A 26,257-nucleotide genomic window follows, 5' to 3' on the forward strand; every position below is an offset into this window, starting at 1 on the left:
TCTCAATCCTCGAAGAAAGCGGTGCGGCCTTGGTGGACCGACGGTGCCGCGGGTTGTTGAAGGGCAAGTGTCCGGATGCTTTGCTTGAGGCGCTCGCGCGCCTCGTTGCTCGTGTCGCGCCGTACCTGGTTGCGCCGGCGGTCGTCTGCCGAAAGCCGTTCGAGCTCGGCGACGCGCTCCTGCACGCGCACGGGTGCAGGGCCGCCGCGCACGAGCCGGCTCTCGACGCTCGCCATCGGGTCGAGGCTCTGGCGCACTTCTTCGTCGCTGAGCGCGAGCGGCCGGCCGAGCTGGTCCCGGGCGGCGCGGTTCAGCATGTCGAGGCCGACCTCGTCGGCGCCGAGCGCGCGGTCCATCGCCTCGCGCACCACGGCGCCCACCACGTGGTGCGACTCGCGAAACGACAGCCCCGAGCGGCGCACCAGCAGGTCGGCCAGGTCGGTGGCCGTGCTGAAGTCGCGGCGCACGCGCTGCGACATGGCTTTTCCATTCGGCGTGGCGCTGCGCACCACGAGGTCGAACAGCGCAAGGCAGCGCAGGCATTCCTCGCCGGCCTCCCAGACGCTGCGCATGCCCTCGCGGCTCGCATCGCCGGTGTGGCTGAAGTTGGTGCCCTTGATCGTCGAGAGCGATGCGCCGAGCAGGCCGATCAGGTGGCCGCCCTTGCCCTTGAGGTACTCGAGCACGACCGGGTTCTTCTTCTGCGGCATGATGCTCGAGGTGCCCGCCACGCGGTCCGGAAAGTCGATCAGACCGAACTCGCTGGTGCACCACACGAAGTAGTCCTGCGCGAAGCGGCTCCAGCCCACCGCGCAGATCGCCATGGCCGCGAGCAGCTCGAGCGCGAAGTCGCGCGAGCCCACGGCGTCGAGCGCATTGGGCAGCACGCTGCCGAAGCCCAGCAGCCGCGCAGTCGCTTCGCGGTCGATCGCGAACGAAGTGCCCGCGAGCGCGCCCGCGCCGAGCGGGCAGCGGTCGATGAGGCGTTCGACCTGCTGCACGCGCTCGATGTCGCGCGTCAGCACCTCGGCCATCGCCGAGAGATAGAAGCCATAGGTGATCGGCTGCGCGGGCTGCAGGTGCGTGTAGCCCGGCATCACGGTGCGGCAGTGCTTCGTCGCGCCCGCGAGCGCCGCGTCGCGCACGGTGCAGAGGGCCTCCACCAGCGACAGCGCGAGTTCGCGCGCCCGCATGCGGTCGGTCGTGGCGAGGATGTCGTTGCGACTGCGCGCCATGTGCAGGTAGCCGCCCACATGGCTGCCGGCCACGGCCATCAGGTGCGCTTCGTAGTTGAAGTAGGCGTCCTCGATCGAGGGATCGAGCGGCACGGCGGCCACGCCTTCGTCCTCGATGCGCGCGAGCGCACGCGCCAGCTGCGCGGCCGGCTCGGGCGGCATCAGCCCGGTGCGCAGCAGCATCAGCAGGTGCGCCTGGTTGACGTCGTTGAGCGGCGCGAAAACGGCCGGAAAGTCCTTGGCGAGGCGCGGCGCGTAGATGTGCTCGGTGACCTCGGGGGCGGTGCCTTCGGTGAGGCGGCGGCTGACTTTGGAGTTCATTATTTTTTGGCGAAACGGACCACCGCGTCGCGCGAGGCCTGGGTCTGCGGCAGCGAGGCGATCTCGCCCAGCGTCACCGGCTTGATCGGGAAGCGCACGCGGTAGCTGCCCACGTCGCGCGGATGCCGGCCCTGCTCGTCGGCCATGACTTCGGCGACCGTGAGGCCACAGAAGCGGCCCTGGCACGGGCCCATGCCGCAGCGCAGGAAGGCCTTCAACTGATTGGGCCCCTGGCAGCCGATGCGCGTGGCCTCGCGCACCTGCGCGGCCGTCACTTCTTCGCAGCGGCAAACGATGGTGTCGCCGACCGGCCGGCGGAGGCGCTCGGGCACGCGGTACAGCGTCTCGAAGAACTCGCGCCCGCGCGTGGCACGCGACAGGGCGGTGCGGTGCGGTGCGGCTTCGCTGTTGCGACGCGCAGTGTCGATCACGCCGAGCGAGGCCGCGGCATGCACGGCCGCGAGCCGGCCGCGGTGTTCGGCCGCGACGGCGCCCGCAATGCCGGCGCCATCGCCCGCGATGGTCAGCTGCGGCACCGAGCTCGCACCCCAACCATCGACCACGGGCTCCCAGCAGTCCTGTCGTTCGTTCCAGGCATGCTCGGCACCGAGCGCGCGCGACAGGTGCGTGTTCGGCACCACGCCCTGGTGCAGCAGCAGCTGGTCGACCGCGAGCGTGTGTGTCTGGCCACCGGCCTGGTAGCGCAGCTGCGCAAGCCGGCCGGCATGCCCGGGCGCCTCGAGCGCCTCGAGTGCCGTCACGTTGCCGATGATGGGCACCTGCGCCTTCACGGCGCGCAGCAGCTTCAGGCCCTTGCCGAGGTAGGGCGAGCGCAGGAAGCCCCAGGCGAACGGCAGCGCATGGCGCCACTGGCCGGGCATGCCGGTCTCGAGCAGCGCATGGACTTTCACGCCCGCATTCAGGTACTGCCAGGCCAGCAGGTAGAGCAGCGGTCCGGCGCCGGCCAGCACCGTGGTGCCGGTGGGCACCACGCCCGCGGTCTTGAGCAGGATCTGCGCCGCGCCCGCGGTGAGCACGCCGGGCAGCGTCCAGCCCGGGATCGGCACGGGCCGTTCTTGCGCGCCGGTCGCGACGATGATGTGCCGGCAGTGCAGCAGCCCGCTCGTGCGCTCGGCCGCGTTCGAATACGCGACTTCGAAGCCTTGCGCGGTGGGGCTCACGGCCCAGACCATCGTGCCCGCGACATGGCGCGCGCCGCTCGCGCGGAACGGCGCCAGCAGGTCGAGCCCGTGCCAGTAGTCGGCGCCGAGGATCGCGCGGTCCTGCACTGGCGTGCTGCCGATCGCGCGGTAGATCTGCCCGCCCGCGGCGGGTTGTTCGTCGATCAGCACGGTGTCCAGGCCGAGGCCTGCGGCGCGCGTGGCTGCGGCCAGGCCCGCGGGACCGGCGCCGATGACCAGCAGGTCGCATTCGAGCGCTGGCGGCAACTGCAGCGGAGAGCTGGCGTTCATGCCTTCACCTCCCGCGCACCGAGCTGCCGCGTCACCACCATGCCGTCGCGCACTCGCGTCATGCAGGCCTGGCGGTTCGCCTCGCCGTCGATGCCGACCAGGCAGTCGTAGCAGATGCCCATCATGCAGAAAGGTCCGCGCGGCACGCCGGTCACCGCGGTGTCGCGGCAGGCGTCGATGCCAGCGGCCAGCAGTGCAGCCGCCACGCTGTCGCCCTCGGCGCAGGCGAGTGCGGCACCGTCCACGGTGATGCGCACCGTGCGCCCGGCGGCCCCGGCGGGGTGCTCAAGCCGACTGAACATGGAATCTCCTGGTCGAAAAGCCGTCGAGTTCGGGCGCGAGGGCACCGGCGGCGATCATGGGTGCGAGCGTGAAGGCGTGGGTCGCCGCCAGCGTGACGCCGCTGTGGCAGGTCGCGATGAAGGCGCCCGGATGGCGCGCGGATTGTTCGTAGACGGGAAAGCCGTCTTGCGCACGCACGCGCAGTGCCGACCATGCGCGCACCGCACGCACGTCCTTCAGTGCGGGCAGCGTGCGCACCGCGCGGTCGGCCAGCGTGGCGAGCACCGGCAGCGTGGTCACGTGCTCGGCATAGCCCGCATCTTCCTGCGAGTCGCCGACCAGCCAGCTGCCTTCGTCGTTCTGGCGCAGCGTGACCATGGGCGTGTCGAGCAGCCGGCGCGTGCGCTCGAGCACGATGATCTGGCCGCGCTGCGGCGCCATCGGCAGGTCGATGCCGACCTGTGCGCCGAGCGTGCCGTTGTGCAGGCCCGAGGCGAGCACGATGCGCCGCGCATGGATGCAGCGCCCCGCGGCGGTGCGCAGGTGGAACATGCCGGCCGAATGCTCGATCTTCTCGACCCCGTGGTGCGGCAGGTAGGAGACGCCGCTTTGCGCGAAGGCCGTGTGCAGCGCGCGCAGCAGCTTCAGCGGGTTGACGATGCCGTCGTGCGGCGTCCAGATCGCACCGGTCACGTCGCGCCCGAGGCCGGGCACCAGCGACGCGGCCTGATGGTGGTCGAGCAGCTTCCATTCGTAGGGCTCGACGCCTTGCTGCGCCATGAGCCGCTCGACCCACGCGAGGCGCGCCTCGATCTCGTGGTCGCCCATCAGCGGCGTGAGGCCGCCCTTCTGCTCGAGCGCCACGTCGATGCCGGTCTCGTCGCGCAGCTGCGCAGCCAGCTGCGGCCAGAGCCGTGTCGAGCCCAGCGTCCAGCGGCTGTAGGCACCCATGCCGTAGCCCTTGCTCTGCAGCCAGACCAGGCCGAAGTTGCCGCGCGAGGCGCGCAGCGCGATGTCGCCCTCGTCGAGCACCGCGATCGACTCGACGCTGCCGCGCAGGCCGTAGGCGATGGCCGAGCCGACGAGGCCGCCGCCGATCACGGCGACGTCGAAGACGGCGGAAGAAGAAGTCGGATTGTTCGCCGGCGCAGCCATCAGCACGGCCTCGGGCGGGTTCGCAGATTCATCGGAATACTCGTGGGTTCCTGGTCTTTTCAAGGGCCAACGAGTATTGCGGCGCCCCCCTGCCGGACGCAAATACGAGTGTGTCAGGCGCCCATACGAAAACCGTATGGGCTCTGCGGCCGCCCGAGGTCAGTCGAGCGCGCGGAGTTCCTCGGCGATGACCTCGCCGGCCAGCGCCTGGAAGCGGTCGACCAGCGCATTGAACGGCCGGTGGCGCGCCTGCAGCAGGTAGCTCACGAAGGGCACCTGCGGCGCGAAGGGGCGCACCACGATGCCGGTGTGGCGATAGCTGCGCGCGACCAGCGGATTGACGATGCTCACGCCGAGGCCCAGCCCGACCATCTGGCAGATGGTGGCGCCATAGGGCGTCTCGAAATGCATGATGCGGCGGTCGTTGTCCGCGAAGACGGCATCCACCGCCGCGCGCAGCCCGTCGCCATGCGCCATCGAGATGAACGACTCGCCCGCCAGGTCGGCCGGCCCGATCACCGCCTTCGCCGCGAGCGCGTGCCCCGGCGGCAGCACGCAGCAGCCGTTCACGTCGCACACCGCATGCGCATCGGTCATCGCGCCGGGCGGCAGGTACGACACGAAGCCCAGGTCGCACACGCGCGTGCCGACCCATTCGGCCACCAGCTGCGAGCTGCCGGTGTCCATCGCAACGGTCACTTCGGGATGGTCGGCATGGAAGCGCTGCAGCACCAGCGGCAACACCGTCATCGCGAGCGAAGGCACAGTGGCGATGCGCAGCCGGCCCTTGCCGAACTGGCGGATGTTGCGCGCCGCGTCCTTGAGCGCGTCGAGTCCGACGAAGGCGCGGTCCACCTCGCGCAGGAAGGCCATGCCTTCCTCGGTCGGCGTGAGCCGCCCCGCACTGCGCGTGAACAGCACCAGGCCGGTGGAGGCCTCGAGCTGCGCGATGAGCCGGCTCACGTTGGGCTGCGAGGTGTAGAGGTCGGCCGCCGCCGCCGTCATGGAGCCCGAGCGCATCACGGCGCGGAAGGCGTCGATTTCCTTGAATTTCATCGGGGCAGTCCCTGCACGGTCTGGCCGGCAGGCGCATCGGGGCGCGCGCACTGCGGCATGTGCGTGCGGACGAGCGCCTCGACCAGGCCGGCCTGCAGCCGATCCTTCGTCACCTTGAGCGGATCGCGCGAGGGATAGGCGGCCAGCACACGCTTGATCTGCACGAAGTCCAGTGGGTGCATGGTGTGCATCAGCGCCATCTCGCCGCTGGTGGCCACGACCATCTGGCTGAAGCGCGGCGAAGCGAGGATGCGCTCCCCTGTGGAAGGCTGAACGGCCCAGAAATCGTCCTCGTGCTCGCTCAGGCGCAGCGGATGCGGATCGTCTTCCTGGGCCATGCGCCGGATCACGTCGACCTCGAAGCCCTCGGCATTGCGCACGGTCTCCTTGCGGTCGTCGAGGCGTTCGAAAGACTTGTCGACCTTTTTCAAGAGGCCGAGGAACGACGCGTCGGCTTCCTTCATCCGTGAGAAAAACGCCAGGCGCTTTCGCGTGTCGAAGAGCAGGTCGATGTCCCGCGTGGCCATCGCCTCGGGCGCAAGGCGCACGCCGCTGGCACTCTCGTAGGCATAGAGCGAATGCGTCCCGACGACGGTGAAGTGTTCCGACAGCCCGGCCGCGTCGAGTGCGTTCAGCACCTTGACGACGATCGGTGGAACGCGCCCCACGCGCAAGGCGCGGTTGAGTCGCCGCTGTTCTTCGGCGGTACGCTCGATGGCCGCCAGGCGTTCGGCATTCGCTGCCTTGCGCTCGCTGAAGGTCTCGAACATCTTCCGCGTTTCGGGGCTCTCGGGTCCGAGGGACTTGTGGGCGCCCTTGGGCGAGGTCCGGATGAGGTACTTTCCCCGGAAATCTCTCGCCAGATCATCCCGCCACGCGTTTGCGCGGCCGCCTTCCGCACCCGGCGAAGTTCATCGAAGACGCTCTCCGCGTCGATGTACTGCCGCTTCTGGCTTTCGCTGTTTTCAATGATTCCGGGCATTTCACTGTATTCCTGGGTTTTTGAAAGATACAGTGAAAAGCCTTATAGATCAATGAGTTGCGTTCTCCGTTTGGCCATGCGCGCTCAGCGCAACGCCGCCGCCAGCGCCTCGATCACCGCCGCCTTCGGCGAATCGCGCAGCCACGCCAGCCCCACCGGCGGCAGGCTCCACGGCAGCGGTCGCGGCAACACCTCGGCCGCGCCGGTGGCGGCCACGGCCTGGGCCACGTCGCGTGGCAGCACCGTAACCGCGCGCGGCAGGTGCTGCATCGCCGAGGCGACGGTGCGCACCGCGTAGGCCTCGAGCAGCGGCACCGGCAGGCAGCGGCCCGCGGCGGCGAACACGCTGTCGATCATCTGGCGGATCGGCGTGTCCGCGGGCGGGAAGATCCAGTCCATATCGGCCAGGCGCGAGATGTCGAGCGCCGATTGCCGCGCCAGCCGCGCGGCGCTTGCCTTCGACACCACCACGCAGGCTTCCTGTCGGTAAAGCAGGCGCTGCACCAGGTCATCGTCGGTGCTGTCGTGCGAGAAGCGGCAGATGGCGCAGTCGAGCGCGCGCTGGCGCACCGCCACCACCAGGTTGTGCGTGGTGTCTTCGTGCGCCAGCAGCGCGATGCGCGGCTGCTGCGCGAACAGGTGCTGCCAGGCCGCGTCGAGCGTCTGGGTGGCGGCATAGGGAATGACGCCGATGCGCAGCCGCCCCTGCAGGCCGGCGCCGTTGACCGCGTGCAGTTCCTGCTGCAGCGCGCGGCTGTCGGCCACCGCGAGCCGTGCGCGCGCGAGCACCACCTCGCCGGCCATCGTCGGCTCGAGCCCGCGGCGGCTGCGCACGAAGAGCGGCGTCATGAAGATGTCTTCCACGTCGGCGAGCGCCCGTGTCACCGTGGGCTGCGCCAGCGAGAGCTGCTCGGCCACGCGCGTGATGGAGCGGTGCCGCTCGACGGCGAGCAGCAGCACGTAGTGGCGCAGCTTCAGGCGCGTCTCGAGGCGCAGCGCGAAGGCGTCGGAGGGGGTGGAGGGCAGGGCTGTTGCGGGTGGCATGGTCGACGCGAGCATAGCAATCGATGCATGCATCCATAGCATTTCATGTGCATTGGCCTATTTCATGCGTCCAGAATTGCGCCATGAACAGCAACAGCTTCACCACCCGCCCCGAGATCGTCGGCACGCAGGGCGTCGCGGCCGCCACCCACTGGCTGGCCGCGCAGACCGCCATGGGCGTGCTCGAACGTGGCGGCAATGCCTTCGACGCGGCCGCGGCCGGCGGCTTCGTGCTGCAGGTGGTGGAGCCGCACCTCAACGGCGCGGGCGGCGAAGTGCCGATCCTGCTGTGGACCGAGAAAGAGCGGCGCATGCAGTCGGTCTGCGGCCAGGGCGTGGCACCGGCCGAGGCCTCGGCCGCGGCGTTTCGCCGGCTGGGGCTCGAGCAGGTGCCGGGCATCGGCCTGTTGCCCGCCACGGTGCCCGGTGCCTTCGGCGCCTGGCTCACGATGCTGCGCGACCACGGCAGTTGGCAACTGGCCGACGTGCTGGCGCCGGCGATCGCCTATGCGCGCGACGGCTGTCCGCTGATCCCGCGTGCGGTGCAGGCCATCGTCGCGGTGCAGTCGCTGTTTCGCGAACATTGGCCCAGTTCGGCGGCGGTGTGGCTGCCGGACGGCAAGGTGCCGATGCCGGGCGCGCTGTTCCGCCAGCCGCAGCTTGCAGCCACCTACGAGCGCATCCTGCAGACGGCCGAGCGCGAGGGCGGCGACAGCCGCACCGGCACCATCGACGCCGCGCTGCGTTGCTGGTACCAGGGTTTCGTGGCGCGCGAGATCGATGCGTACTACCGCACGACGAAGGTGCGCGACACCACTGGCGCCGACCATGCGGGCCTGCTGCGCTACGAGGACATGGCCGGATGGCAGCCCACGGTCGAGGCTCCGCTCACGGTCGCGTTCGGCCGCTACACGCTGGCCAAGTGCGGCTTCTGGAGCCAGGGCCCGGCCTTCCTGCAGCAGATCGGCATGCTGCGTCATGCCGACCTTGCGCAGCACGCGCCGCACACCGAAGGCTTCGTGCACCGCATCGCCGAAGCCGCCAAGCTGGCGCTGGCCGATCGCCTGGCCTGGTACGGCAGCGCGCCCGGCGCCTCGCGCGAGGCGCAGGCTGCGTTGCTGTCCGACGACTACCTGCGCGCGCGCTGGCAGTCGATCGGCGACACGGCGTCGCAGCAGCTCGCGCCCGGCGCGCCGCTCGGCATGGCGCCGCGCCTGCCCGACCTCGACGCCGCCGTGCGCACGCTGCGCACGGCCGACACCCGTTTCGGCATCGGCGAGCCGACCTTTGCGGCGCTGCCGCCGGTGGCCGAGTGGGCCGAGCGCGAAGTGTTCGTGGGCGACACCTGCCACATCGACGTGATCGACCGCCACGGCAACATGGTGGCGGCCACGCCTTCGGGCGGCTGGCTCTCGTCGAGCCCGGTGGTGCCGTCGCTCGGCTTCGCGATCAACACGCGGCTGCAGATGACGTGGCTCGACGAGGGCCTGGCCAACACGGTGACGCCCGGCGTGCCGCCGTGCACCACACTCTCGCCCTCGCTCGCGCTGCGCAACGGCGAGCCCTACATGGTGTTCGGCACGCCGGGTGGCGACCAGCAGGACCAGTGGTCGACGGCGTTCTTCTTGCGCCATGCGGTGCACGGCATGAACCTGCAGGAGGCGATCGATGCGCCGGCCTGGCATGTCGACCATTTCCCGGCGTCGTTCTGGCCGCGCGCGACCACGCTGAACCGGCTCACTGCCGAATCGCGCTTCGCGCCCGAGGTGCTCGATGCGCTGCGCGCGCGCGGCCACGGCGTGCAGGTCGGCGAGCCCTGGTCCGAAGGCCGCATGTCGGCCTGCAGCCGCGAACGCGATGCCGAGGGCCGCCTCGTGCTGCGCGCCGCTGCCAATCCGCGCGGCATGCAGGGCTACGCGGTCGGGCGCTGAGCGCTGCCGCCACACCACAGATTTTCAACAAGGAGGACTTTCCATGATTTCCATCATTCGCCGCGGCATCGCACTCGTCACGCTCTGCGGCTTTGCCACGCTTGCCGCCGCCCAATGGCCCGAGCGGCCGATCACGCTGGTGGTGCCCTGGGCGCCCGGCGGCTCGACCGACATCCTCGCGCGCTCGCTGGCCGAGCAGCTCACCAAATCGTTGGGCCAGACCGTGATCGTGGACAACCGCGCCGGCGCGTCGGGCAACATCGGCTCCAACTACGTCGCCAAGGCCAAGCCCGACGGCTACACGCTGCTCATCGGCTCGATGAGCACGCACGCCATGAACCCCGCGCTCATGCCTTCCATGCCCTTCCGCGGCGTGGAAGACTTCACGCCCATCGCGCAGATGGCCAACGTGATCAACACCATGGTCGTCAACCCCGCGGTGCCGGCGGCCAACGTGAAGGAGTTCGTCGCCTATGCCAAGGCCAACCCCGGCAAGCTCGCCTATGCCTCGGCGGGCCCGGGCTCGACCAACCACCTGAGCGCGGTGCTGTTCGAAAAGGCCGCCGGCATCCAGATGCTGCACGTGCCCTACAAGGGCGGCGCGCCCGCGGTGGTCGACACGGTGGCCAACCAGACGCAGGTGCTGTTCTCGGCCGGCACGCAGACGCTGCCGCACGTCAAGGCCGGCAAGCTGCGCCTGCTCGGCGTGACCGAGGCCCAGCGCTCGCCGCTGCTGCCCGATGCGCCCACCGTGGCGGAAACGCTGCCGGGCTACGCGCTCGGCGTGTGGTATGGCGCCTTCGGCCCGGCCGGCATGCCCGAGGCGCTGGTCGTGCGGCTCAACGACGAGATCAACAAGGCGCTCGCGCAGCCCGAGGTGCGCAGCCGCATGGACGCGATGGGCGTGGAGATCGTGAAGGGCACGCCGCAGCAATTTGCCGCCGTGCTGCGCAGCGACGCCGACCGCTACGGCAAGATGATCCGCGAGCTGGGCATCAAGAATGAGTGAAGGGGAAACGTTGTTGTGCCTGCCGCTGGCGGTGTGCCGCGCGCTCACGCACGAGCTCCCGCGCGCGGGCGACATGGCTGCGGCGCTGCGTTGCATCGACGGGGTGCGCAGGCAGCAGCTCGGCGATGGGCTGCTCACGGTGAACGTCGACGCATCGCCTGCTCCGGACGAGGGCGACGAGACCGTCGAGCTGCAGCGCGTGTGGACCTCGGACCCCGCGGCCTACCCGGTCGGCGGCCGCAAGCGCAAGGCCATGACGCCGTGGACGCGCCAGCTGCTGCGCCGCGGCGAGCTCTACGTGGGCGAGGGCGAAGCGGCGCTGCGCGAGGTGTTCGACGACCACGCGCGCATCGCGGCGCTGGGGCTGCGGACGGTGATCAACGTGCCGCTCCTCGATGCGCGCGGGCGCTGCCGTGCGACCTTCAACCTGCTGGGGGTGCGGCCGGCGTGGCAGGCGCAGGAGATTGCGTTGGTGGAGTTGATGGCGCTGCTGGCGACGCCATGGGTGCTCAGTGGTAGTCCTCTTCGCGCTGATGACGGACGGCCAAGACCCTGACTTGCCGAGCTGGGAGGATTTCGTAGGAGCCACATAGCCCGTCCTCGGCATGTGAGGTCATCTCAACCCCGAACAACTCTGTCACTTGCTGCTGGCGCTTTGCAATTCGCGGCGTCGTGCATCAATGCGGGCTTGAACGCGGTCGAACACTTCGTCCACGGGGTGTGAAACGCCGTTGCGCAGATAGCCCTGCCAAGCGACCTCCCCGCGCGCATGGAAGTCCGTCTTGACGCGACGGAAGTTCACCGCCCGGCGCACGGCATCTGCCACGAAGGTGCTGATGGTTTCCTCTTTGCCCAGGACCGATTCGAGCTCGGCCCGAAGTTCCGGCTCAACGCGAACGGTAGGCAACGTGCATGCTTTCATAGCTACGAGCGTAGCGCATTGGCAATGCTCGGCCAGTGTCACCTCTTGAAGCCAACTTCAGTGCCCTGTCCACGCCACGAATGTCTGTCGCGGCGTTCAGGTTGTGCCTGCGCCCCCGTCAGTCCCTTGCCACGTCCCGGCTGCGCCATTGCCACCCCGCGATCTCGGGCATGTCCTCGCCCTTGGCGGTAACGTAGGCCCGGTGCGCCAGCAACCGGTCGCGCAGGTGCTGCTGCACGTGCGCCGCACTGTTCGTCAGGCGCGGCACGCGGTCGATCGCGTCGGCCGCGAGGTGAAAGCGGTCGAGGTGGTTCAGCACCGTCATGTCGAAGGGCGTCGTGGTGGTGCCTTCTTCCTGGTAGCCGTGGACATGAAAACCCCCGTGGTTGGTGCGCTTGTACGTCAGCCGGTGGATCAACGCCGGATAGCCGTGGAACGCGAAGATCACGGGCTTGTCGACCGTGAAAATCGAATCGAACACCGCATCCGACAGGCCATGGGGATGCGCTGACGGCGACTCCAGCGCCATCAGGTCGACCACGTTCACCACCCGCACCCTGAGCTCCGGCAGGTGCGTTCGCAGCAGGTCGACCGCCGCCATGGTCTCGAGCGTGGGCACGTCGCCGGCGCAGGCCATCACCACGTCGGGCGAGACACCGGCATCGCTGCTGGCCCACTCCCAGATCCCCAGGCCGACACTGCAATGCCGCACGGCAGCCTCCATGTCGAGCCACTGCGGCGCGGGCGCCTTGCCCGCGACGATCACATTCACGTAGTTGCGGCTGCGCAGGCAATGGTCCGCTACCGACAGGAGCGTGTTCGCGTCCGGCGGCAGGTAGACCCGCACCACCTCGGCCTTCTTGTTGACCACATGGTCGATGAAGCCAGGGTCCTGGTGGCTGAAGCCGTTGTGGTCCTGCTGCCAGACATGGCTGGTCAAGAGGTAGTTGAGCGAGGCGATGGGGCGTCGCCAGCCGATCTGGCGCGTCACCTTCAACCACTTGGCATGCTGGTTGAACATCGAATCGATGATGTGGATGAAGGCCTCGTAGCACGAGAAGAAGCCGTGGCGCCCGGTCAGCAGATAGCCCTCGAGCCAGCCCTGGCACAGGTGTTCGCTGAGCACTTCCATCACGCGGCCGTCGGGCGCAACGTGGTCGTCGGTCGGCTCGATGCGTGCCGTCGAAGTCCGGCCGGTCACTTCGAGGAGCGCACCGAGGCGGTTCGACACGGTCTCGTCCGGCCCCATGACCCGGAAGTTCTGCTGCTCCTCGTTGCGCCGCATCACCTCGCGCAAGAAGCCGCCAAGCACGCGGGTGGCCTCGCCGAGCGAGGCGCCTGGAGACTCGACCGACACGGCATGCTCGCGAAAATCCGGCAGCTTGAGATCGCGAAGCAGCACGCCGCCGTTGGCGTGCGGATTGGCGCTCATTCGGCGCGCGCCCCGCGGCGCGATGGCCGCGATGCGGGCGTGGAGCGCGCCCTGGGCGTCGAACAGCTCCTCGGGGCGGTAGCTGCGCATCCAGTCTTCGAGCAAGCCGATGTGTGCCGGGCGCTGCGCGAAGCCGGTCAACGGCACCTGGTGCGCGCGCTGCGTGCCTTCGATCGGAACGCCGTCCACCACCTTCGGCCCGGTCCAGCCTTTGGGCGAACGCAGCACGATCATCGGCCAGCGGTGCCGGCGGGTGAAGCCGTCTGCGCGCGCCTCGGTCTGGATCGCACGGATCACGTCGAGCGCCGTGTCGAGCGCCAGCGCCATTGCGCGGTGCATCGTCTCGGGGTCATCGCCGGAAACGAAATGCGGCTCGTGGCCGTAGCCGCGCATCAGCTGGGCGAGCTCGTCGTCGCCGATGCGCGCCAGCACTGTCGGGCCGGCGATCTTGAAGCCGTTGAGGTGCAGGATGGGCAGCACCGCGCCGTCGCGCGCGGGATTGAGAAACTTGTTGGAGTGCCAGCTCGCCGCGAGGGCGCCGGTCTCGGCTTCGCCGTCGCCGATCACGCAGCAGGCGATGAGCGCCGGGTTGTCGAACACGGCGCCGTAGGCGTGCAGCAGCGAGTAGCCCAGCTCGCCACCTTCGTGGATCGACCCCGGGGTTTCGGGTGCGACATGGCTCGGAATGCCACCGGGAAAGGAGAACTGGGTGAAGAGCCGCTGCATGCCGGCCGTGTCGAGGCTGACGTCCGGATAGACCTCGCTGTAGGTGCCTTCGAGCCAGGTGTTGGCCACGACGCCGGGGCCGCCGTGGCCGGGGCCCGCGACGAAAAGCGCATCGAGGTCGCGCGCGACGATCGCGCGGTTCATGTGGGCGTAGATGAAGTTCAGGCCCGGTGTCGTTCCCCAGTGGCCGAGCAGCCGCGGCTTGATGTGCGCCAGTTCGAGCTTCCGCTGAAGCAGCGGGTTGTCCATCAGGTAGATCTGGCCGACCGACAGGTAGTTGGCGGCGCGCCACCAGGCGTCGAGGAGGGTGAAGTCTTCGGGTGGGGCGCCTTCAGGTGGACGGGTCATGGGGAGGCTCCGGTGGTTTGATGAAGAGAAAGCACTTGGCAGGCTTCGTCGGCGATCACCTGCTCTTCGTCGGTGTGCATGACGAACACGGCGATCCGGCTGGCCGAGGGCTCGGGCGCCACGCCGAGCCAGGCGAGATGGCGACACACGGCGTCACGCACGGCCGGCTGGTTCTCCCCGATCCCGGCTGTGAAAACGAGTGCATCGAGCCCGCCGAGCGTCGTGGCGATGGCGGCGACTTCGCGCGCGATTCGCAGTGCATACAGCGAAAGCGCTTCGCGTGCCTCGGGCGCGTCACTCGCGAGCAGTATGCGCACGTCGCCCGAAATACCGGAGAGGCCTGCCAGGCCCGAGTGGTGATAGAGCATGTCTTCGACTTTGTCGATCGACTGACCTGGCTGCTTGAGCAGGTAGAGCAGTGCGCCCGGGTCGAGCGCGCCGCTGCGCGTGGCCATCGGAATGCCGTCGAGCGTCGAGAAACCCATGCTGGTCTCCCGGCTGGCGCCGTCGAGCAGGCCGCACAGGCTGGCCCCACTGCCCAGGTGCGCGACCACCACCCGGCCCGCGGCAATTCTGGGGTGCTGCTGCCGCAGCTGCGATGCGATGAATTGGTACGACAGTCCATGAAAGCCGTAGCGCTTGATGCCTTGGCCGAACAGCGCGCGCGGCAGCGCATAGCGGCGCGACGCTGGGCTCTGACTGCGGTGGAAGGCCGTGTCGAACGAGGCCGACTGCGGCAGCGTCGGTGCGGCACGCCGCAAAGCGTGGATCAGCTCCAGGCTCTGCGGCTGGTGCAGCGGCGCGAGCGGCGCCAGCGACTCGATGAGGGCGAGCGTGTGCGCAGTGATCGCCACCGGGCCGTCGAACGCGTCCCCGCCGTGCACGACGCGGTGGCCGGCAGCGATGAGCCGTGCGCGCGGCGCGACATCGTTCACCCAATCCAGCGCCTGCTCGATCACGCCGGACAGGGCATCGGGCGGCGCATCGAAAGAGCGTCGGGCAACGACGCGCGCCGCGCCGGCGTCGATCGCAAACAGGCCGAGCTTGATCGACGAGGACCCAGGATTGAAGGTGAGCAACACATCGCCTGTCATGCGGCCATCATGCACCGCTTACCCGGTCTGAAGTGTCAGGAATGGTCTCGCTCGCCGCCCAGCGCGAAGTGGCAGGCGCGATTCAGCGCTCTGTCGTCAATTCAGCCCGGGCGAACGCGCTGCCCCAAAGTGCCAAGGCATGCACGGCTTTGTTGAGCTCGTGGCCGGGGTCCGTCAGGGAGTATTCAACGTGCGACGGATACCCCGCATAGGCTGTTCGCCGCACCACGCCGCGAACTTCAAGTTCTTGCAGCTGCTCCGCCAGCACCTTCTCGCTGACGCCGGGCAAGCGTCTGCGCAAGGCACTGAAGCGCAATGGCGCGAGATGCAACTCCCAGATGATCGTCGGCTTCCATTTGCCGGCAATGACGGAGAGTGCGGGTCCCAGCCCGCAGGCGGAAAGATCTTGGTCGGTCATTCGAAGGGCGCTGCGAGGACTAACCTCGAGGTAAGCCATTGAGTCGGTTGAATTCTGCACCTACAGTGCGTCGCTCTTCAACAGAGCGAGATGAAATGCAAACTCAAGAAACCGAAGTCACCGTCATCGGCATGGGTGAGATGGGTTCTGCGCTGGCGCGAGCGTTCCTCGATGCCGGTCGCACATCGACCGTCTGGAATCGAACGCCCGCAAAGGCGATGCCGCTCGTCGAAAAGGGCGCTTCCCTGGCGGGCAGCGTCGCGGCCGCTGTTGCGGCGAGTCCCGTGGTCGTTGTCTGTGTATCGAGCTATGAGGCGACGCGCGCCATCGTTCAAGACACCGCGGCCGAAAAGCTCTGGCAGGGAAAGACCCTCGTGCAACTCAGCACCGGCATGCCGAACGACGCCCGAGCGCTCGCAGCCTGGGCCGGCAAGAACGAAGTGCAGTATCTCGACGGCGGCATCCTTGCGTGGCCGAGCCAGATCGGAGGCGATGCCACCGCCATCGTGATGTCCGGCGATGAACGGGTCTTTGGTGCGCAAGAGGCTACTCTCAGAACACTGGGCGGCGGACTCAAATGGCTGGGGGCGGACCCGTCTCTCGCTTCGGCAATTTTTGCGTCAGTGCTCGCCTATATGGCAGGACACTGGATCGGCTTTTGCCATGGTGCCGCTATCAGCGAGTCCGAAGGACTTGATGTCGCCGACTTCGGTGCACTCATCGCGGACTTCGCGCCGGCGCTGGCTGGCGACGCGAGGCACATGGGCCAACTCATCTCGATGAACAAGTTCGCGGGTCCTGAGAGCACGCTGAGAACCGCGGGGCTCGACATTGCCAAACTGGAGCAGCATGCGGCGGACACGGGCCTGAGCGCTTCCTTTCCCCGGTTTGCCGCAGGTCTTTTCTCCGAAGCGGTGCGCTCAGGGCTTGGTGAAGAAGAGCATGCCGCCATCATCAAGGTCATGCGCCCGATCACCGCATGAGGTCGCGGCAGGCGCGATTCAGTTGATGATCTCTCCCCTGCCTGCGCGTACGTGCTCCTCGAGCTGCCGAAGGTATTCCGCATCGAAGCGCTCCCAGGTCTCGAGCTCGCCGACGATCCGCAGCGGCTCCCGGCTGCGGTACGAGCGTGTGGGATTGCCCGGAAACTTCTTGTCGGTGACGTTGGGGTCGTCTTCGAATGCGCCCGTAGGTTCGACGATGTACACGCGGCCGGGGCCGTCGCCTTTCGCCATCTCGGCGGCCAGTCCGGCGCCCTTGGGCCAGGCGGTGAAGTAGATGTGGTTCATGACCACGCGGCCGTCGTAGTTCGAGCGGAAGCCCGCGGTGAGCAGGTCGCCCACCTGGAGGTCTGCCCGCGTGCCGTGGAAGAAAGGGCCGGTGTCCAAGGCAGTCATCGCGCGTCGCTCCTCTGCAGAAAGGAAAAAGCCGCGGAGTTTACTCGCGGCGTCCTACCCTGCAGCGGCGCGCCCGCGCGCTGATCAATCGATCTTGAGCTTCGCCACCTTCGCCAGGTTCTGCCAGGTCTCGATGTCCTGCCGCACCGTCGCCGCGAACTGGTCCGCGCTCTTGATCGGCGGGCGCGCCATGTTCTGGGTCGCAAACTTCTGCACTACTTCGTCGGTCGCGAGGATGCGGTTGATCTCCTGGTTCAGGCGCAGGACGATCTCGCGCGGCGTGCCCGCAGGCACGAAGACGCCGTACCACCCGTCGACGTCGAACCGATAGCCCTGCTCGGTGAGCGTCGGCACCTCGGGCAGCGCGGGCCCGCGCGCGGAGCCTGTGCAGCCGAGCGCCACCAGCCGGTTCGAACGGATGTGCGGCACGGGCGAGGCGATGTCGGCGAAGGCCACGCCGATGTTGTTGGCGAGCACGTCGGTCACCACCTGCGCGGCGCCCTTGTACGGCACGTGTGGCATCGCGAGGCCGTAGTGCGCCTTGATGCCTTCCATCGCCAGATGGCCCGTCGAGCCGCTGCCCCAAGAGCCGTAGGCGAGCTTGTCGGGGTTGGCCTTGGCATGGCGCACCATGTCCGCGAGCGACTTGAAGCCGGTGGACGGATGGGCGATGAGCAGGATGCCTGCGGCGCCGATCTGCGCCACGGGCACCAGGTCCTTCTGCGTGTCGTAGGGCATCTTCGGCTGCACGATCGGATTGATCGAGATGGCCGACGAGGGCGTGAAGAGCACGGTGTAGCCGTCGCCCGCGGCCTTGGCGACCGCGTCGTTGCCGATCAGGCCGTTGGCGCCGGCCTTGTTGTCGACGACCACCGGCTGGCCGAGCGCCGTCTGCAGCGCCACGCCGAGCATGCGGGCGAAGATGTCCGAGCCCGCGCCGGGTGGGCCGGGCACGACGAGGCGGATCGGGCGCTGCGGCCAGCCGCCGCTCGGCGCGGGGCCCTGGGCGCGTGCCGGCAGCGCGAGCAGCGAAGCGGCGGCGCCGGCCAGCAGGCTGCGGCGGCGAAGTAGAGAAGAAGAGGGGTGACGAATCATGTCGATGTCTCCTTGTCGTTGGTATGGGATCGTTCGGCGCCTGGGTGCAGCACCTGGCCGGTGAGGAACTGCGCGCGGGCGCCCGCGACGTAGTCGAGCAGCGGCATGCAGTCGCTTGCCGCCACACCGGGTTTGGGCTGCAGTGCGTTGATGCGCAAGCCGTGCGCGCCCCATTCGGCCGCGAGCGTGTCGACGAGCATGTGCGCGGCGGCCGCGTCGCCGGCCTGCGCCCAGGGTGTGTCTGTCGAGGGCGCCGGCAGCAGCAGGGTGAGGCTGGCCTGCGCTGAATGCTGCGCGCGAAAGCGCCGCGCCGAGCGCAACGCGGCGTCGAGCACCGCACCGGGTGCAGCGTCGAACGCGGCACCGTCGAGCACGGCGGTGTAGGCCACCGTGTCGGTCGCTCGGCTCGCTCGCACAGGCGCGGCTTCGCGTGTATCGAGCGCGCTGCGCCAGGTGGGCGCATGCAGGTCGATGCAGCGCAGCGCCGTGGGCAGATCGAAAGGCAGCGCCGGCCGGATCGCCGCGGGCAGCGGTTCGCTGCCGCCATACACCGACGAGCCGCCGTCGAGCACCAGCAACTGGCCCGAGAGCGGGCGCGCGCCGGGGCTCGCAAGAAAGCACAGGGCCTCGGCCATGTCCTCGGGTTCGGCCATGCGTCCGAGCGGGATCTTCGCCACCGCCTGCGCGGGCTGCAGGCGGCCGCTGTCGATCAGGCCCTGCACGAGCTCGGTGCGAACAAAACCCGGCGACAGCGCGGTCACGCACCAGTCGGGCCGCGCGCGCGCGAGCGCCAAGGTCTGCGCGATCAGTCCGGCCTTGCTGGCGCTGTAGAGCCCGCGCCACGGAATGGCGCGCAGGCCCGCGCCCGAGGCAAGGTTGACGATGCGCGCGCCGGGGCGCAGCAACGGCTCGCAAGCCTGCACGAGCCGTGCGGGTGCGACGAGATTGAGCGCGAGCAACTGCGCGGCCGACCCGCCGTCGCCGCCCGAGAGCGCGTCGGCGCCGCCGGCCGAGCGCCCGGCGTTGTTGACCAGCGCATCGAGCGGCGGCAGTGCCTCGGCGAGCCGCGCGATCTGCGCCGCGTCCGTCAGGTCGCAGACGAATGCCTGCGGCGCGGCGCATGCCACGGGCCAGCCGGCCTGCAGGCGCTGCAGTGCCGCCGCGTCGGCATCGACGAGCAGGCAGCGCCAGCCCGCGCGTGCGAGGCGCAGCGCGGCGGCGCGGCCGATGCCCGCCGCCGCGCCCGTGACGAGCACGCAAGGCGCTGCGCCGCCGCCGGTGATCACGCAGCGGCCTCCGCGGCGCCATGGCCGCGCACCTGCGCCAGCAGCGCATAGACCGCATCGTCCGGGGCCGCGCGACCCACGGGCTGTCGCTGCACGAACAACGCCGCGTCGTCCTGCGCGAGCTCGGGGCGAGTGCGTTCCTCGATCCAGTCGTACACGACAGTGCGCGCCGCAATGCGCCACTCGCCGCCCCGCCGCTCGAAGCGATCGACATAGCGCCCGCAGAGAAAAGTCTCCTGCGCGGGCGTGGCGGCGGGCGCCTGCAACGCGAAGAACGCGCTCTCCACGGCGGCTACGTCGCCATGCAGCTCGATGCCGACCTGCGTCACCTGGTGCACGCGGCGCCCGCCCTGGCGCAGCCGTGCGAGCGCCTGAGCGATGAAGCCGGCCGCACTGCCGTTCCAGGCACCGTGGCAATCGGCCGCGTCGTCCCAGTAGGCCGAGCGCAGCGCCGCTTCGTCGGCGCGGTCGATGCCGCGGCAGTAGCGCGCGAGGCAATCGCGGATGGCCTCGCGGTCGAGCAGCGACTGCAGTGCAGCCGCGGGGTTCATCCGGCTGCCTTCGCGCGGCGGAACAGCTGCACGACGTTGCCTTCGGGATCGCGCAGCGACATGACCTCGCCGTGCGCGCCCATGTCGCGCGTGCCGAGTACTTCGCCGCCCGCGGCTTCGATGCGCTCGCGCGCCCCGTCGAAGCCGGCGACCTCGAACACCATCACCAGCCCGCTGGTCGCGGGTGCGGCTTCTTCGCGGCAGGCCAGCGCCACGCTGGTGTTGCCCACGCCGTACTGGAACCAGCGGTCCTTGTCGTGAAACTTCAGCGTGAGACCGAGCGCCGACGCATAGAAGGCGTGCAACTCGGCCGGCCGATCGGCCACCACATAGACGTTCTGCAGCCGCTCGGGCGCATGCGCGGACACGGGCGCGCTCACAGCGAGGTCTCCGAGGCGCCGCCGTCGAGCCGGATCACTTCGGCATTGACGAAGCGCGCGCCGTCGCCGGCCAAAAAGCAGATCGCGTCGGCAATGTCGCCCACCGTGCCGAGCCGGCCCAGCGGCGTGCGCGCGATGCGCTTCGCGTCGAGTTCGGCATTGCGGTGCTTGGCGGTGCCTTCGGTGGGCACAGCGCCCGGCGCCACGGCGTTGACGCGGATGCCGCGCGCGCCCAGGTCGGCCGCCGCGGCGCGCGTGATGCCGAGCACGCCGGCCTTGAGCCCGCTGTAGACCACCGAGCGCGCGGGCGACTTGAACGCGGCGATCGAGGCCACGTTGACGATCGCGCCGCCGCGCGCGGGGTCCATCGCCTCGGCCGCGGCCTGGATGCCCCAGATCACCGACTTGAAGCCGATCTCGACCATGCGGTCCATCACCTCGGGCGTGATCTCGGCCAGCGGCTGGTAGCGCACCCAGGCGGCGTTGTTGACGAGGATGTCGAGCCGCCCGGCCTCGCGCGCGAGCTGCTGCACGGCCTCGCGCATGCCCTCGCGGCTGGCCACGTCGCGCGCGAGCGGAATGGCCTTGCCGCCGAGCGCACGGATCTCGGCCGCGGCCTCTTCGACGAATTCCGGCTTCAGGTCGTTGACGCCGACGGTGGCGCCGAGGCGTGCCATGGCGAGCGCCGTGGCGCGGCCGATGCCGTGGCCCGCGCCGCTGATGAAGGCCACGCGGCCTTCGAGGGAGGATGCGTTCATGGGGTGTCCTTGGTTGCTTCTGGCACCAGCAGGGCGTCGAGCGCGAAGGCGCCTTGTCCCTGGTCGAGCACGACCAGCGGGTTGATGTCGATCTCGGCAACGCTTTGTGCATGCCGCGCGGCAAAGCGCGAGAGCGCTGCCACCGCGCGGGCGGCCGCCGCCACGTCGGCACGCGGCCGGCCGCGCGCGCCGTCGAGCAGCGCGAAGGCCTTGAGCGAGCGCAGCATCTGCAGTGCCTGGTCTTCGGTGACGGGCGCGGGCTGCAGCGCCACGTCGCGCAGCACCTCGGCGAAGATGCCGCCCAGGCCCACCATCACGACCGGCCCGAACACCGGGTCGCGCGTGGTGCCGAGGATCAGCTCGGTCCCGGCGGGCGCCATCTGCGCCACCAGCACGCCGGTGATGCGCGCGCCGGGTGCCTTCTGCGCGACGCGCGCGAGCAGGGCGTCGTATTCGTCCTGCAGCTGCGCTTCGGAGGCGATGCCCACCACCACGCCGCCGACCTCGGTCTTGTGCGCGATGTCGGGCGAGACGATCTTGAGCACCACCGGAAAGCCGATGTCGCGCGCGGTAGCGAGTGCCGCCTCCCGGCTCGTCGCCACGGCTTCCTTCAACATCGGAAGACCGGCCTGCGCAAGCACCGCCTTGGCGTTGGCCTCGTTCGCGAACGCTCCGGCCGGCAGCGGCTCGGCAGGCGGCAGCGCCGCAGCGACGGGCATGACCTCACCGCGCGTGCCGAGCCGCACCAGCGCCGCGAGCGTGGCGCAAGCCGCGTCGATGGTCTCGACCGTGGCAAGGCCCATGCGGTGCAGCTGCGCGAGGGTGTCGCACGGCGCCTTGCAGCACAACAGGATCGGCTTGGAAGGATGGTCGCGGCGCACCTGATCGAGCGCGGCGAGGTACACGTCGCGCAGCCGCGGCATCTGGAACGCATAGGCCGACTGCAGCAGGATCGCATCGCAGCCCGGGTCCTCGGCCACGGCCGACAGCACCTGCACCAGCAGCTCGGGCCGGCTCGAGACCTGCGCCGTCATGTCGACCGGGTTGCGGGGCGACGCATAGGGCAGCGCCGCGACGATGCGCGCCTGCGTGTCCGCCGCGAGCTTTGGCAGCGCGAGGCCCTGCGCGCTCGCCGCATCGGCCATCAGCACGCCGAAGCCGCCCGAGGCCGTGACCAGCGCCACCCGGTTGCCGCGCGGAAGACCCGCGGCGCCGGCCACCGCAACCGCATGTCCGACCTCGATGAGCTGCTCGATGCTCGGCACGCGCAGCGCGCCGGCGTTGGCGAGCACCGCATCGAAGACCGCATCGGAACCCGCCAGCGCACCGGTGTGCGAAGCGGCGGCCTCGCTGCCCGCGGTGGAGACGCCGACCTTGAGCACGATCACCGGCTTGCCCGCTTCGCGCGCCATCGCGAGCGCGCGCACCAGCTTGCCCGCGTGGCGGCAGGTTTCCATGCAGCACAGGATCACCGAGGTGCCCGGGCCGGCGGCCAGCGAGGCGATGCCGTCGGCGATGTCCACATCGCATTCGTTGCCCGTGGTCAGGAGCCGGCTGATGCCGATGCCGCGCTCCACCGCAAGCCGCATGGTGTAGCTGCCCAGGTTGCCGCTCTGCGAGACGATGCCCACGGGGCCTGTGTCGGGGAACGCCGATTCGAGCGCGACCGAGAAGGTGGCGATGCTGCGCTCGGCGACGCCGATCGCGCCAAGGCAGTTGGGCCCCACCACGCGCAGGCCCGAAGCCCGTGCCACGTCGCCGATCTCGGCCTGCAGCCGCGCGCCGGCCTCGCCCATTTCGGAGAAGCCCGAGGACAGAATGACCGCCGCGCGCACACCGCGCGCTGCGCAGTCGCGCACCGCCTCGAGCACGCTCTCCGGCGGCACCGCCATGACCGCGAGTTCGGGCACCTGCGGCAGCTCGGCAAGGCTCGCGAACGCGGGCAGCGACTGCACCGTGCCGCCCTTGCGGTTGATCGGGTAGATCGCGCCGCGATAGCCGTACTTCTGCAGGAACTGCAGCGGCCGGCCGCCGATCTTCGTCACGTCGTCCGAGGCGCCGAAGATCGCGATCGAGCGCGGACTGAAGAGCGCATCGAGGCCGCGGCCGACTTCGTTTTGTATTTGCATTTCAGTTTTCCATGGCGCTGCGCAGCCGAAGTTGCTCCCTCCCCCTCCGGGGGAGGGTGGGGGTGGGGGCCAGCGGCGCTAAACCCGCGAGCGCCGTGCCTGCCCCCATCCCAGCCTTCCCCCAGAGGGGGAAGGAGCCTGGCGTGCTGAACGTGGTGCCCTGTTTCATTTCAGCGGCCCTTGTAGACCGGCTGGCGCTTCTCGAGGAAGGCGCGGCGCGCCTCCTGGGCGTCTTCGGTCTTCGAGAGCGCCATCGTGAAGTTCTGCTCGAAGCGGTAGCCGTCGCGCTGCGGCATCAGGTCCATCATGTTGGCTGCCTGCTTGGCATAGGCGATCGCGAGCGGCGCCTTCGATGCGATCTCCTGCGCGATCTCCATCGCGAGCGGCATCAGCCGCTCGGTGGGCACCACCTCGTCGATCACGCCGCGGCGATACAGCTCGGCGGCCGGCACCTTCATGCCGGTGAAGAACATGCGCCGCGTGAACGAGCGGCCCACCATCGTGCGCAGCATCGAGACACCGCCGGCCAGGCCCACGTTGATCTCGGGCATGGCGAAGGTCGCATCCTCGCCTGCGAGGAAGATGTCGCACGCGGCCATGAGCCCGAAGCCGGCACCGAGCGCCGGGCCGTTGACCGCGGCGATCACGGGCTTGGCGCATTCGCGGATCGCGTTGCCGGTCTCGCGCGTGAGGCGGTTGTGGCCGAGGAAGTCGCCGGCCTTGTCGGGATCGGGGCGGTCCTTGAGGTCGGCGCCGGCGCAGAAGTGCTTGCCCGTGCCGGTGAGGATGGCCACGCGCACGTCGCCGCGCTCGGAGATCTCGTCGAAGGCGTCGATGAGGCGGCGCCGCGTCTCGCGGTCGACCGCGTTGACGGGGGGCTTGTCGAGGCGCACGACGGCGATGTATTCGGAAACTTCAAGGTGGACGGTCATCGTGCACTCCCGGTGAGGTTGGAAGAAACAGGGGAAGGCGCCGCGTCGGCCGCCACCGGGTGCAGGTGCGCGGCATGCGTGAGGCGGTCGCCGTAGCGGAACTCGGACGCGATCAGGCGCTGCGCGAGGCGGGTGGCGAGCACCTCTTCGCTCACGCCCATGCCGCCGTGCATCTGGATCGCGGCCTCGGCGCAGTGGCGCGCGGTTTCGGCGAGCGACACCTTGGCGAGCCGCAGCGTGCGGCGCAGGTCGGGCGCCTGCTGGTCGTGCGCCTGGAAGCAGTGCGCGACGAGGCCCTTGGCGCCGAGGTACTTCACGTACATGTCGGCCGTGCGGTGGCGCAGCACCTGGAAGGTGGCAAGCGCCACGCCGAACTGGCGGCGCTCCTTCAGGTGCGCGACGGTCTGGCGGATCAGCGCCGCGAGCGCGGCCACCGTGTCGGCGGCCGTGAGCAGCAGCGCAGCATCGGTGGTGGCCGCGAGCGCGGCGCGCGCCGCATCGCCGCGCGCGAGGCAGGCGCTTTCGGGCAGCGCGAGGCCCGTGAAAGCAAAGTCGGCACCGTGCCGGCCTTCCATCGTGCGGTAGCGCGCCGCGGGCGCGCCGATGCGTTCGGCATCGACGAGGAAGATCGCCGCCTCGCCATCGACCTCGGCGGGCACGAGCCAGTGCGTGGCCGCGAGCGAGACGTCGACGCCGTTCACCCGGCCGTCGAGCTCGTAGCCGATGTCGAGGTGGCGTGCCTGCACCGCGATCTCGTCGGGCGTGGAAGACAGCGCCACGAGCGGCGCGACCTGCGCGCTGCCCTCGGCCACGGCCTGGCTCCAGCGGTGGGCGGCCTCGGGCGCGGCGGCCTGCAGCAGCAGCGGTACGACCGCGCAGGTTTCGACCACCGGCAGTTGCAGGCCGTGCGTGGCGAGCCCTTCGGCGATCGATGCCAGGTCGGCCAGCGTGCCACCGACGCCGCCGGACGCCTCTGGCACCAGCGTCGCGGCCCAGCCGAGTTCGCGCACCGGGTCGCCCGGCAGTTCGGCCGCGCCGGCGTGGTCCTGCGCATAGCGCTCGGCCGCATCGAGCAGCATGCCCGGGAAGAGGGAGGGGAAGGATGTGGACATCGGGTGTCAGGCTCCGAGCAGTTCGTTGGCGACCACATTGCGCTGCACTTCGGAGGTGCCGCCGGCGATGGTGCGGGCGCGCGTGAACATGTAGTTCTGGATCCAGGTGGCGGCCGGCACGTCGGTGCCCTCGCCGCCGTCGTCGTTGACCAGGGCCAGGAAGCGGTGCGCGGCCTCGGGGCCGACCGCATCGAGCGCGATCGTGGTCAGGCGCTGGGCCACGTCGGCGCAGGTCATCTTGATGGCCGAGGGCTGCACGCCGAGCGGGCGCTGGTGGATCAGGTCGTCGGTGGCCTCGGCCATCATCACGCGCGCGCCCTTCACGTCGGCCTCGCACAGCAGCAGCTTGTGGTGCAGGCTGCTGAAGTCGCGCTTGCCCGCGGCGGCGCGCGCGGCCTCGTCGACCAGCCGCGCCACCTGGCGCCGCACGAGTTCGAGCCGCGCCACGTTGGCCGGCGGCAGGCGTTCGCGCTCGAGCAGGAACTTGGCGCAGGTCCAGCCCTTGCCGACCTCGCCGATCAGGTTGTCGGCGCGCACGCGCACCGCATCGAAGAACACCTCGTTGAGATGGTGCCAGCCGTCGATGGTGCGGATCGGCCGCACCGTGATGCCGGGCGTGTCCATCGGCACCAGCAGCAGCGAGATGCCGTCCTGCTTCTTCGCCTCCTTCGAGGTCCGCACCAGCATGTAGATCATGCTGGCCTCGTGGGCATGCGAGGTCCAGATCTTCTGGCCGTCGACGACCCATTCGCCGCCATCGAGCCGCGCGCTGGTCGAGAGCGAAGCGAGGTCGGAGCCGGAGCCCGGCTCGGAATAGCCCTGGCACCACCAGTCGCTGCCGTCGAGGATGCGCGGCAGGAAGCGCGCCTTCTGCTCGGGCGTGCCGAAGCGGATGATCACCGGCCCGATGTGGCCGAGGCCGTGGTGGTAGAGCGGCGGGCAGTCGTTCTCGGCCATCACCTCCTCGAAGATCAGGCGCTGGCGGATGTCCCAGCCGGTGCCGCCGGCATCGACGGGCCAGCTCGGCGCGCCCCAGCCGCGCGCATGGAGGATCTTCTGCCAGGCCTGGTACTCGCGCTTGGTGATCTTCTGGCCCGCGGCCACCACCGCGCGGATCTCGGGCGGGCAGGCGGTGCGGGCGAAGGCGTCGAGTTCGCGCCGGAACGCGGCGTAGTCGATGGACATGATTT

General features: G+C 69.8%; 25 protein-coding genes. 4 read left to right on the forward strand and 21 right to left on the reverse strand.

Annotated elements, in window-relative coordinates; genetic code table 11:
• Window positions 1-2 precede the first annotated feature (2 nt).
• The 7 genes from argH to AC3A6J_RS12410 form a co-directional block, all read right to left on the reverse strand.
• Entirely contained in the window at window positions 3-1,559 is a 1,557-nt protein-coding gene (argH, locus tag AC3A6J_RS12380; protein ID WP_487860603.1) for an argininosuccinate lyase, read from the reverse strand.
• Window positions 1,556-3,028 (reverse strand): FAD/NAD(P)-dependent oxidoreductase, encoded by a 1,473-nt coding sequence (locus AC3A6J_RS12385; RefSeq protein ID WP_487860239.1) that lies wholly within the window; start codon window positions 3,026-3,028, stop codon window positions 1,556-1,558. Before AC3A6J_RS12385 ends, argH begins: the two co-directional genes overlap by 4 nt.
• On the reverse strand, window positions 3,025-3,330 hold the full coding sequence (locus AC3A6J_RS12390) for a (2Fe-2S)-binding protein (protein WP_487860240.1): 306 nt from the start codon (window positions 3,328-3,330) through the stop codon (window positions 3,025-3,027). The genes AC3A6J_RS12385 and AC3A6J_RS12390 overlap by 4 nt, the downstream gene beginning before the upstream one ends.
• Entirely contained in the window at window positions 3,314-4,465 is a 1,152-nt protein-coding gene (locus tag AC3A6J_RS12395; RefSeq protein WP_487860241.1) for an NAD(P)/FAD-dependent oxidoreductase, read from the reverse strand. Before AC3A6J_RS12395 ends, AC3A6J_RS12390 begins: the two co-directional genes overlap by 17 nt.
• Before the next feature lie 159 nt (window positions 4,466-4,624).
• Complete coding sequence (locus AC3A6J_RS12400; RefSeq protein ID WP_487860242.1) at window positions 4,625-5,521, reverse strand: LysR substrate-binding domain-containing protein; 897 nt, start codon at window positions 5,519-5,521, stop codon at window positions 4,625-4,627.
• Window positions 5,518-6,291, reverse strand: a complete 774-nt coding sequence (locus AC3A6J_RS12405; protein WP_487860243.1) for a GSU2403 family nucleotidyltransferase fold protein — start codon at window positions 6,289-6,291, stop codon at window positions 5,518-5,520. The genes AC3A6J_RS12400 and AC3A6J_RS12405 overlap by 4 nt, the downstream gene beginning before the upstream one ends.
• A gap of 296 nt (window positions 6,292-6,587) precedes the next feature.
• Window positions 6,588-7,547 carry a LysR family transcriptional regulator gene (locus AC3A6J_RS12410; protein WP_487860244.1) on the reverse strand — a complete coding sequence of 320 codons (960 nt, stop codon included), beginning with the start codon at window positions 7,545-7,547 and terminating at the stop codon, window positions 6,588-6,590.
• Between the two features lie 83 nt (window positions 7,548-7,630).
• Between AC3A6J_RS12410 and AC3A6J_RS12415 the strand changes: the two genes are divergently transcribed.
• Genes AC3A6J_RS12415 through AC3A6J_RS12425 form a run of 3 tightly spaced genes read left to right on the forward strand, consistent with a single transcriptional unit; the run spans window position 7,631 to window position 11,043 of the window.
• Window positions 7,631-9,478, forward strand: a complete 1,848-nt coding sequence (locus AC3A6J_RS12415; RefSeq protein WP_487860245.1) for a gamma-glutamyltransferase family protein — start codon at window positions 7,631-7,633, stop codon at window positions 9,476-9,478.
• 43 nt (window positions 9,479-9,521) lie between these two features.
• Window positions 9,522-10,487 carry a Bug family tripartite tricarboxylate transporter substrate binding protein gene (locus AC3A6J_RS12420; protein ID WP_487860246.1) on the forward strand — a complete coding sequence of 322 codons (966 nt, stop codon included), beginning with the start codon at window positions 9,522-9,524 and terminating at the stop codon, window positions 10,485-10,487.
• Window positions 10,480-11,043, forward strand: a complete 564-nt coding sequence (locus tag AC3A6J_RS12425) for a GAF domain-containing protein (RefSeq protein ID WP_487860247.1) — start codon at window positions 10,480-10,482, stop codon at window positions 11,041-11,043. Before AC3A6J_RS12420 ends, AC3A6J_RS12425 begins: the two co-directional genes overlap by 8 nt.
• Window positions 11,044-11,124: 81 nt before the next feature.
• On the opposite strand, the gene AC3A6J_RS12430 is transcribed toward AC3A6J_RS12425, so the two are convergent.
• The 4 genes from AC3A6J_RS12430 to AC3A6J_RS12445 all read right to left on the reverse strand — a co-directional run bounded on the left by AC3A6J_RS12430 (window position 11,125) and on the right by AC3A6J_RS12445 (window position 15,427).
• The gene (locus AC3A6J_RS12430; RefSeq protein ID WP_487860248.1) at window positions 11,125-11,409 is read right to left on the reverse strand and encodes a YlcI/YnfO family protein; all 285 of its coding nucleotides are present in this window, start codon (window positions 11,407-11,409) and stop codon (window positions 11,125-11,127) included.
• 118 nt (window positions 11,410-11,527) lie between these two features.
• Complete coding sequence (locus AC3A6J_RS12435) at window positions 11,528-13,915, reverse strand: phosphoketolase family protein (RefSeq protein ID WP_487860249.1); 2,388 nt, start codon at window positions 13,913-13,915, stop codon at window positions 11,528-11,530.
• Window positions 13,912-15,009 carry an acetate/propionate family kinase gene (locus tag AC3A6J_RS12440; RefSeq protein WP_487860250.1) on the reverse strand — a complete coding sequence of 366 codons (1,098 nt, stop codon included), beginning with the start codon at window positions 15,007-15,009 and terminating at the stop codon, window positions 13,912-13,914. Before AC3A6J_RS12440 ends, AC3A6J_RS12435 begins: the two co-directional genes overlap by 4 nt.
• Before the next feature lie 82 nt (window positions 15,010-15,091).
• On the reverse strand, window positions 15,092-15,427 hold the full coding sequence (locus tag AC3A6J_RS12445; protein WP_487860251.1) for a winged helix-turn-helix transcriptional regulator: 336 nt from the start codon (window positions 15,425-15,427) through the stop codon (window positions 15,092-15,094).
• A gap of 95 nt (window positions 15,428-15,522) precedes the next feature.
• Between AC3A6J_RS12445 and AC3A6J_RS12450 the strand changes: the two genes are divergently transcribed.
• Window positions 15,523-16,410 (forward strand): NAD(P)-dependent oxidoreductase, encoded by an 888-nt coding sequence (locus tag AC3A6J_RS12450; RefSeq protein ID WP_487860252.1) that lies wholly within the window; start codon window positions 15,523-15,525, stop codon window positions 16,408-16,410.
• An 18-nt stretch (window positions 16,411-16,428) separates the two neighbouring features.
• On the opposite strand, the gene arr is transcribed toward AC3A6J_RS12450, so the two are convergent.
• From arr to AC3A6J_RS12500, 10 genes are all read right to left on the reverse strand, one after another.
• On the reverse strand, window positions 16,429-16,824 hold the full coding sequence (gene arr / locus AC3A6J_RS12455; RefSeq protein ID WP_487860253.1) for an NAD(+)--rifampin ADP-ribosyltransferase: 396 nt from the start codon (window positions 16,822-16,824) through the stop codon (window positions 16,429-16,431).
• A gap of 84 nt (window positions 16,825-16,908) precedes the next feature.
• Window positions 16,909-17,919, reverse strand: coding sequence for a Bug family tripartite tricarboxylate transporter substrate binding protein (locus AC3A6J_RS12460; protein WP_487860254.1), 1,011 nt, complete (start codon window positions 17,917-17,919; stop codon window positions 16,909-16,911).
• Window positions 17,916-19,205 carry an SDR family NAD(P)-dependent oxidoreductase gene (locus tag AC3A6J_RS12465; protein WP_487860255.1) on the reverse strand — a complete coding sequence of 430 codons (1,290 nt, stop codon included), beginning with the start codon at window positions 19,203-19,205 and terminating at the stop codon, window positions 17,916-17,918. The genes AC3A6J_RS12460 and AC3A6J_RS12465 overlap by 4 nt, the downstream gene beginning before the upstream one ends.
• Window positions 19,202-19,756, reverse strand: a complete 555-nt coding sequence (locus tag AC3A6J_RS12470; protein WP_487860256.1) for a nuclear transport factor 2 family protein — start codon at window positions 19,754-19,756, stop codon at window positions 19,202-19,204. The genes AC3A6J_RS12465 and AC3A6J_RS12470 overlap by 4 nt, the downstream gene beginning before the upstream one ends.
• A complete protein-coding gene (locus AC3A6J_RS12475; protein ID WP_487860257.1) occupies window positions 19,753-20,136 on the reverse strand; it encodes a VOC family protein in 384 nt (127 codons plus the stop codon). The genes AC3A6J_RS12470 and AC3A6J_RS12475 overlap by 4 nt, the downstream gene beginning before the upstream one ends.
• The gene (locus AC3A6J_RS12480) at window positions 20,133-20,894 is read right to left on the reverse strand and encodes an SDR family NAD(P)-dependent oxidoreductase (protein ID WP_487860258.1); all 762 of its coding nucleotides are present in this window, start codon (window positions 20,892-20,894) and stop codon (window positions 20,133-20,135) included. Before AC3A6J_RS12480 ends, AC3A6J_RS12475 begins: the two co-directional genes overlap by 4 nt.
• Window positions 20,891-23,023, reverse strand: coding sequence for an acetate--CoA ligase family protein (locus AC3A6J_RS12485; RefSeq protein ID WP_487860259.1), 2,133 nt, complete (start codon window positions 23,021-23,023; stop codon window positions 20,891-20,893). Before AC3A6J_RS12485 ends, AC3A6J_RS12480 begins: the two co-directional genes overlap by 4 nt.
• A 170-nt stretch (window positions 23,024-23,193) precedes the next feature.
• Window positions 23,194-23,955, reverse strand: a complete 762-nt coding sequence (locus tag AC3A6J_RS12490) for an enoyl-CoA hydratase/isomerase family protein (protein WP_487860260.1) — start codon at window positions 23,953-23,955, stop codon at window positions 23,194-23,196.
• Complete coding sequence (locus AC3A6J_RS12495; RefSeq protein ID WP_487860261.1) at window positions 23,952-25,067, reverse strand: acyl-CoA dehydrogenase family protein; 1,116 nt, start codon at window positions 25,065-25,067, stop codon at window positions 23,952-23,954. Before AC3A6J_RS12495 ends, AC3A6J_RS12490 begins: the two co-directional genes overlap by 4 nt.
• A 6-nt stretch (window positions 25,068-25,073) precedes the next feature.
• A complete protein-coding gene (locus AC3A6J_RS12500; protein WP_487860262.1) occupies window positions 25,074-26,252 on the reverse strand; it encodes an acyl-CoA dehydrogenase family protein in 1,179 nt (392 codons plus the stop codon).
• Window positions 26,253-26,257: the final 5 nt, after the last annotated feature.

It is taken from the genome of Variovorax sp. Soil_C_39 (assembly GCF_057656815.1).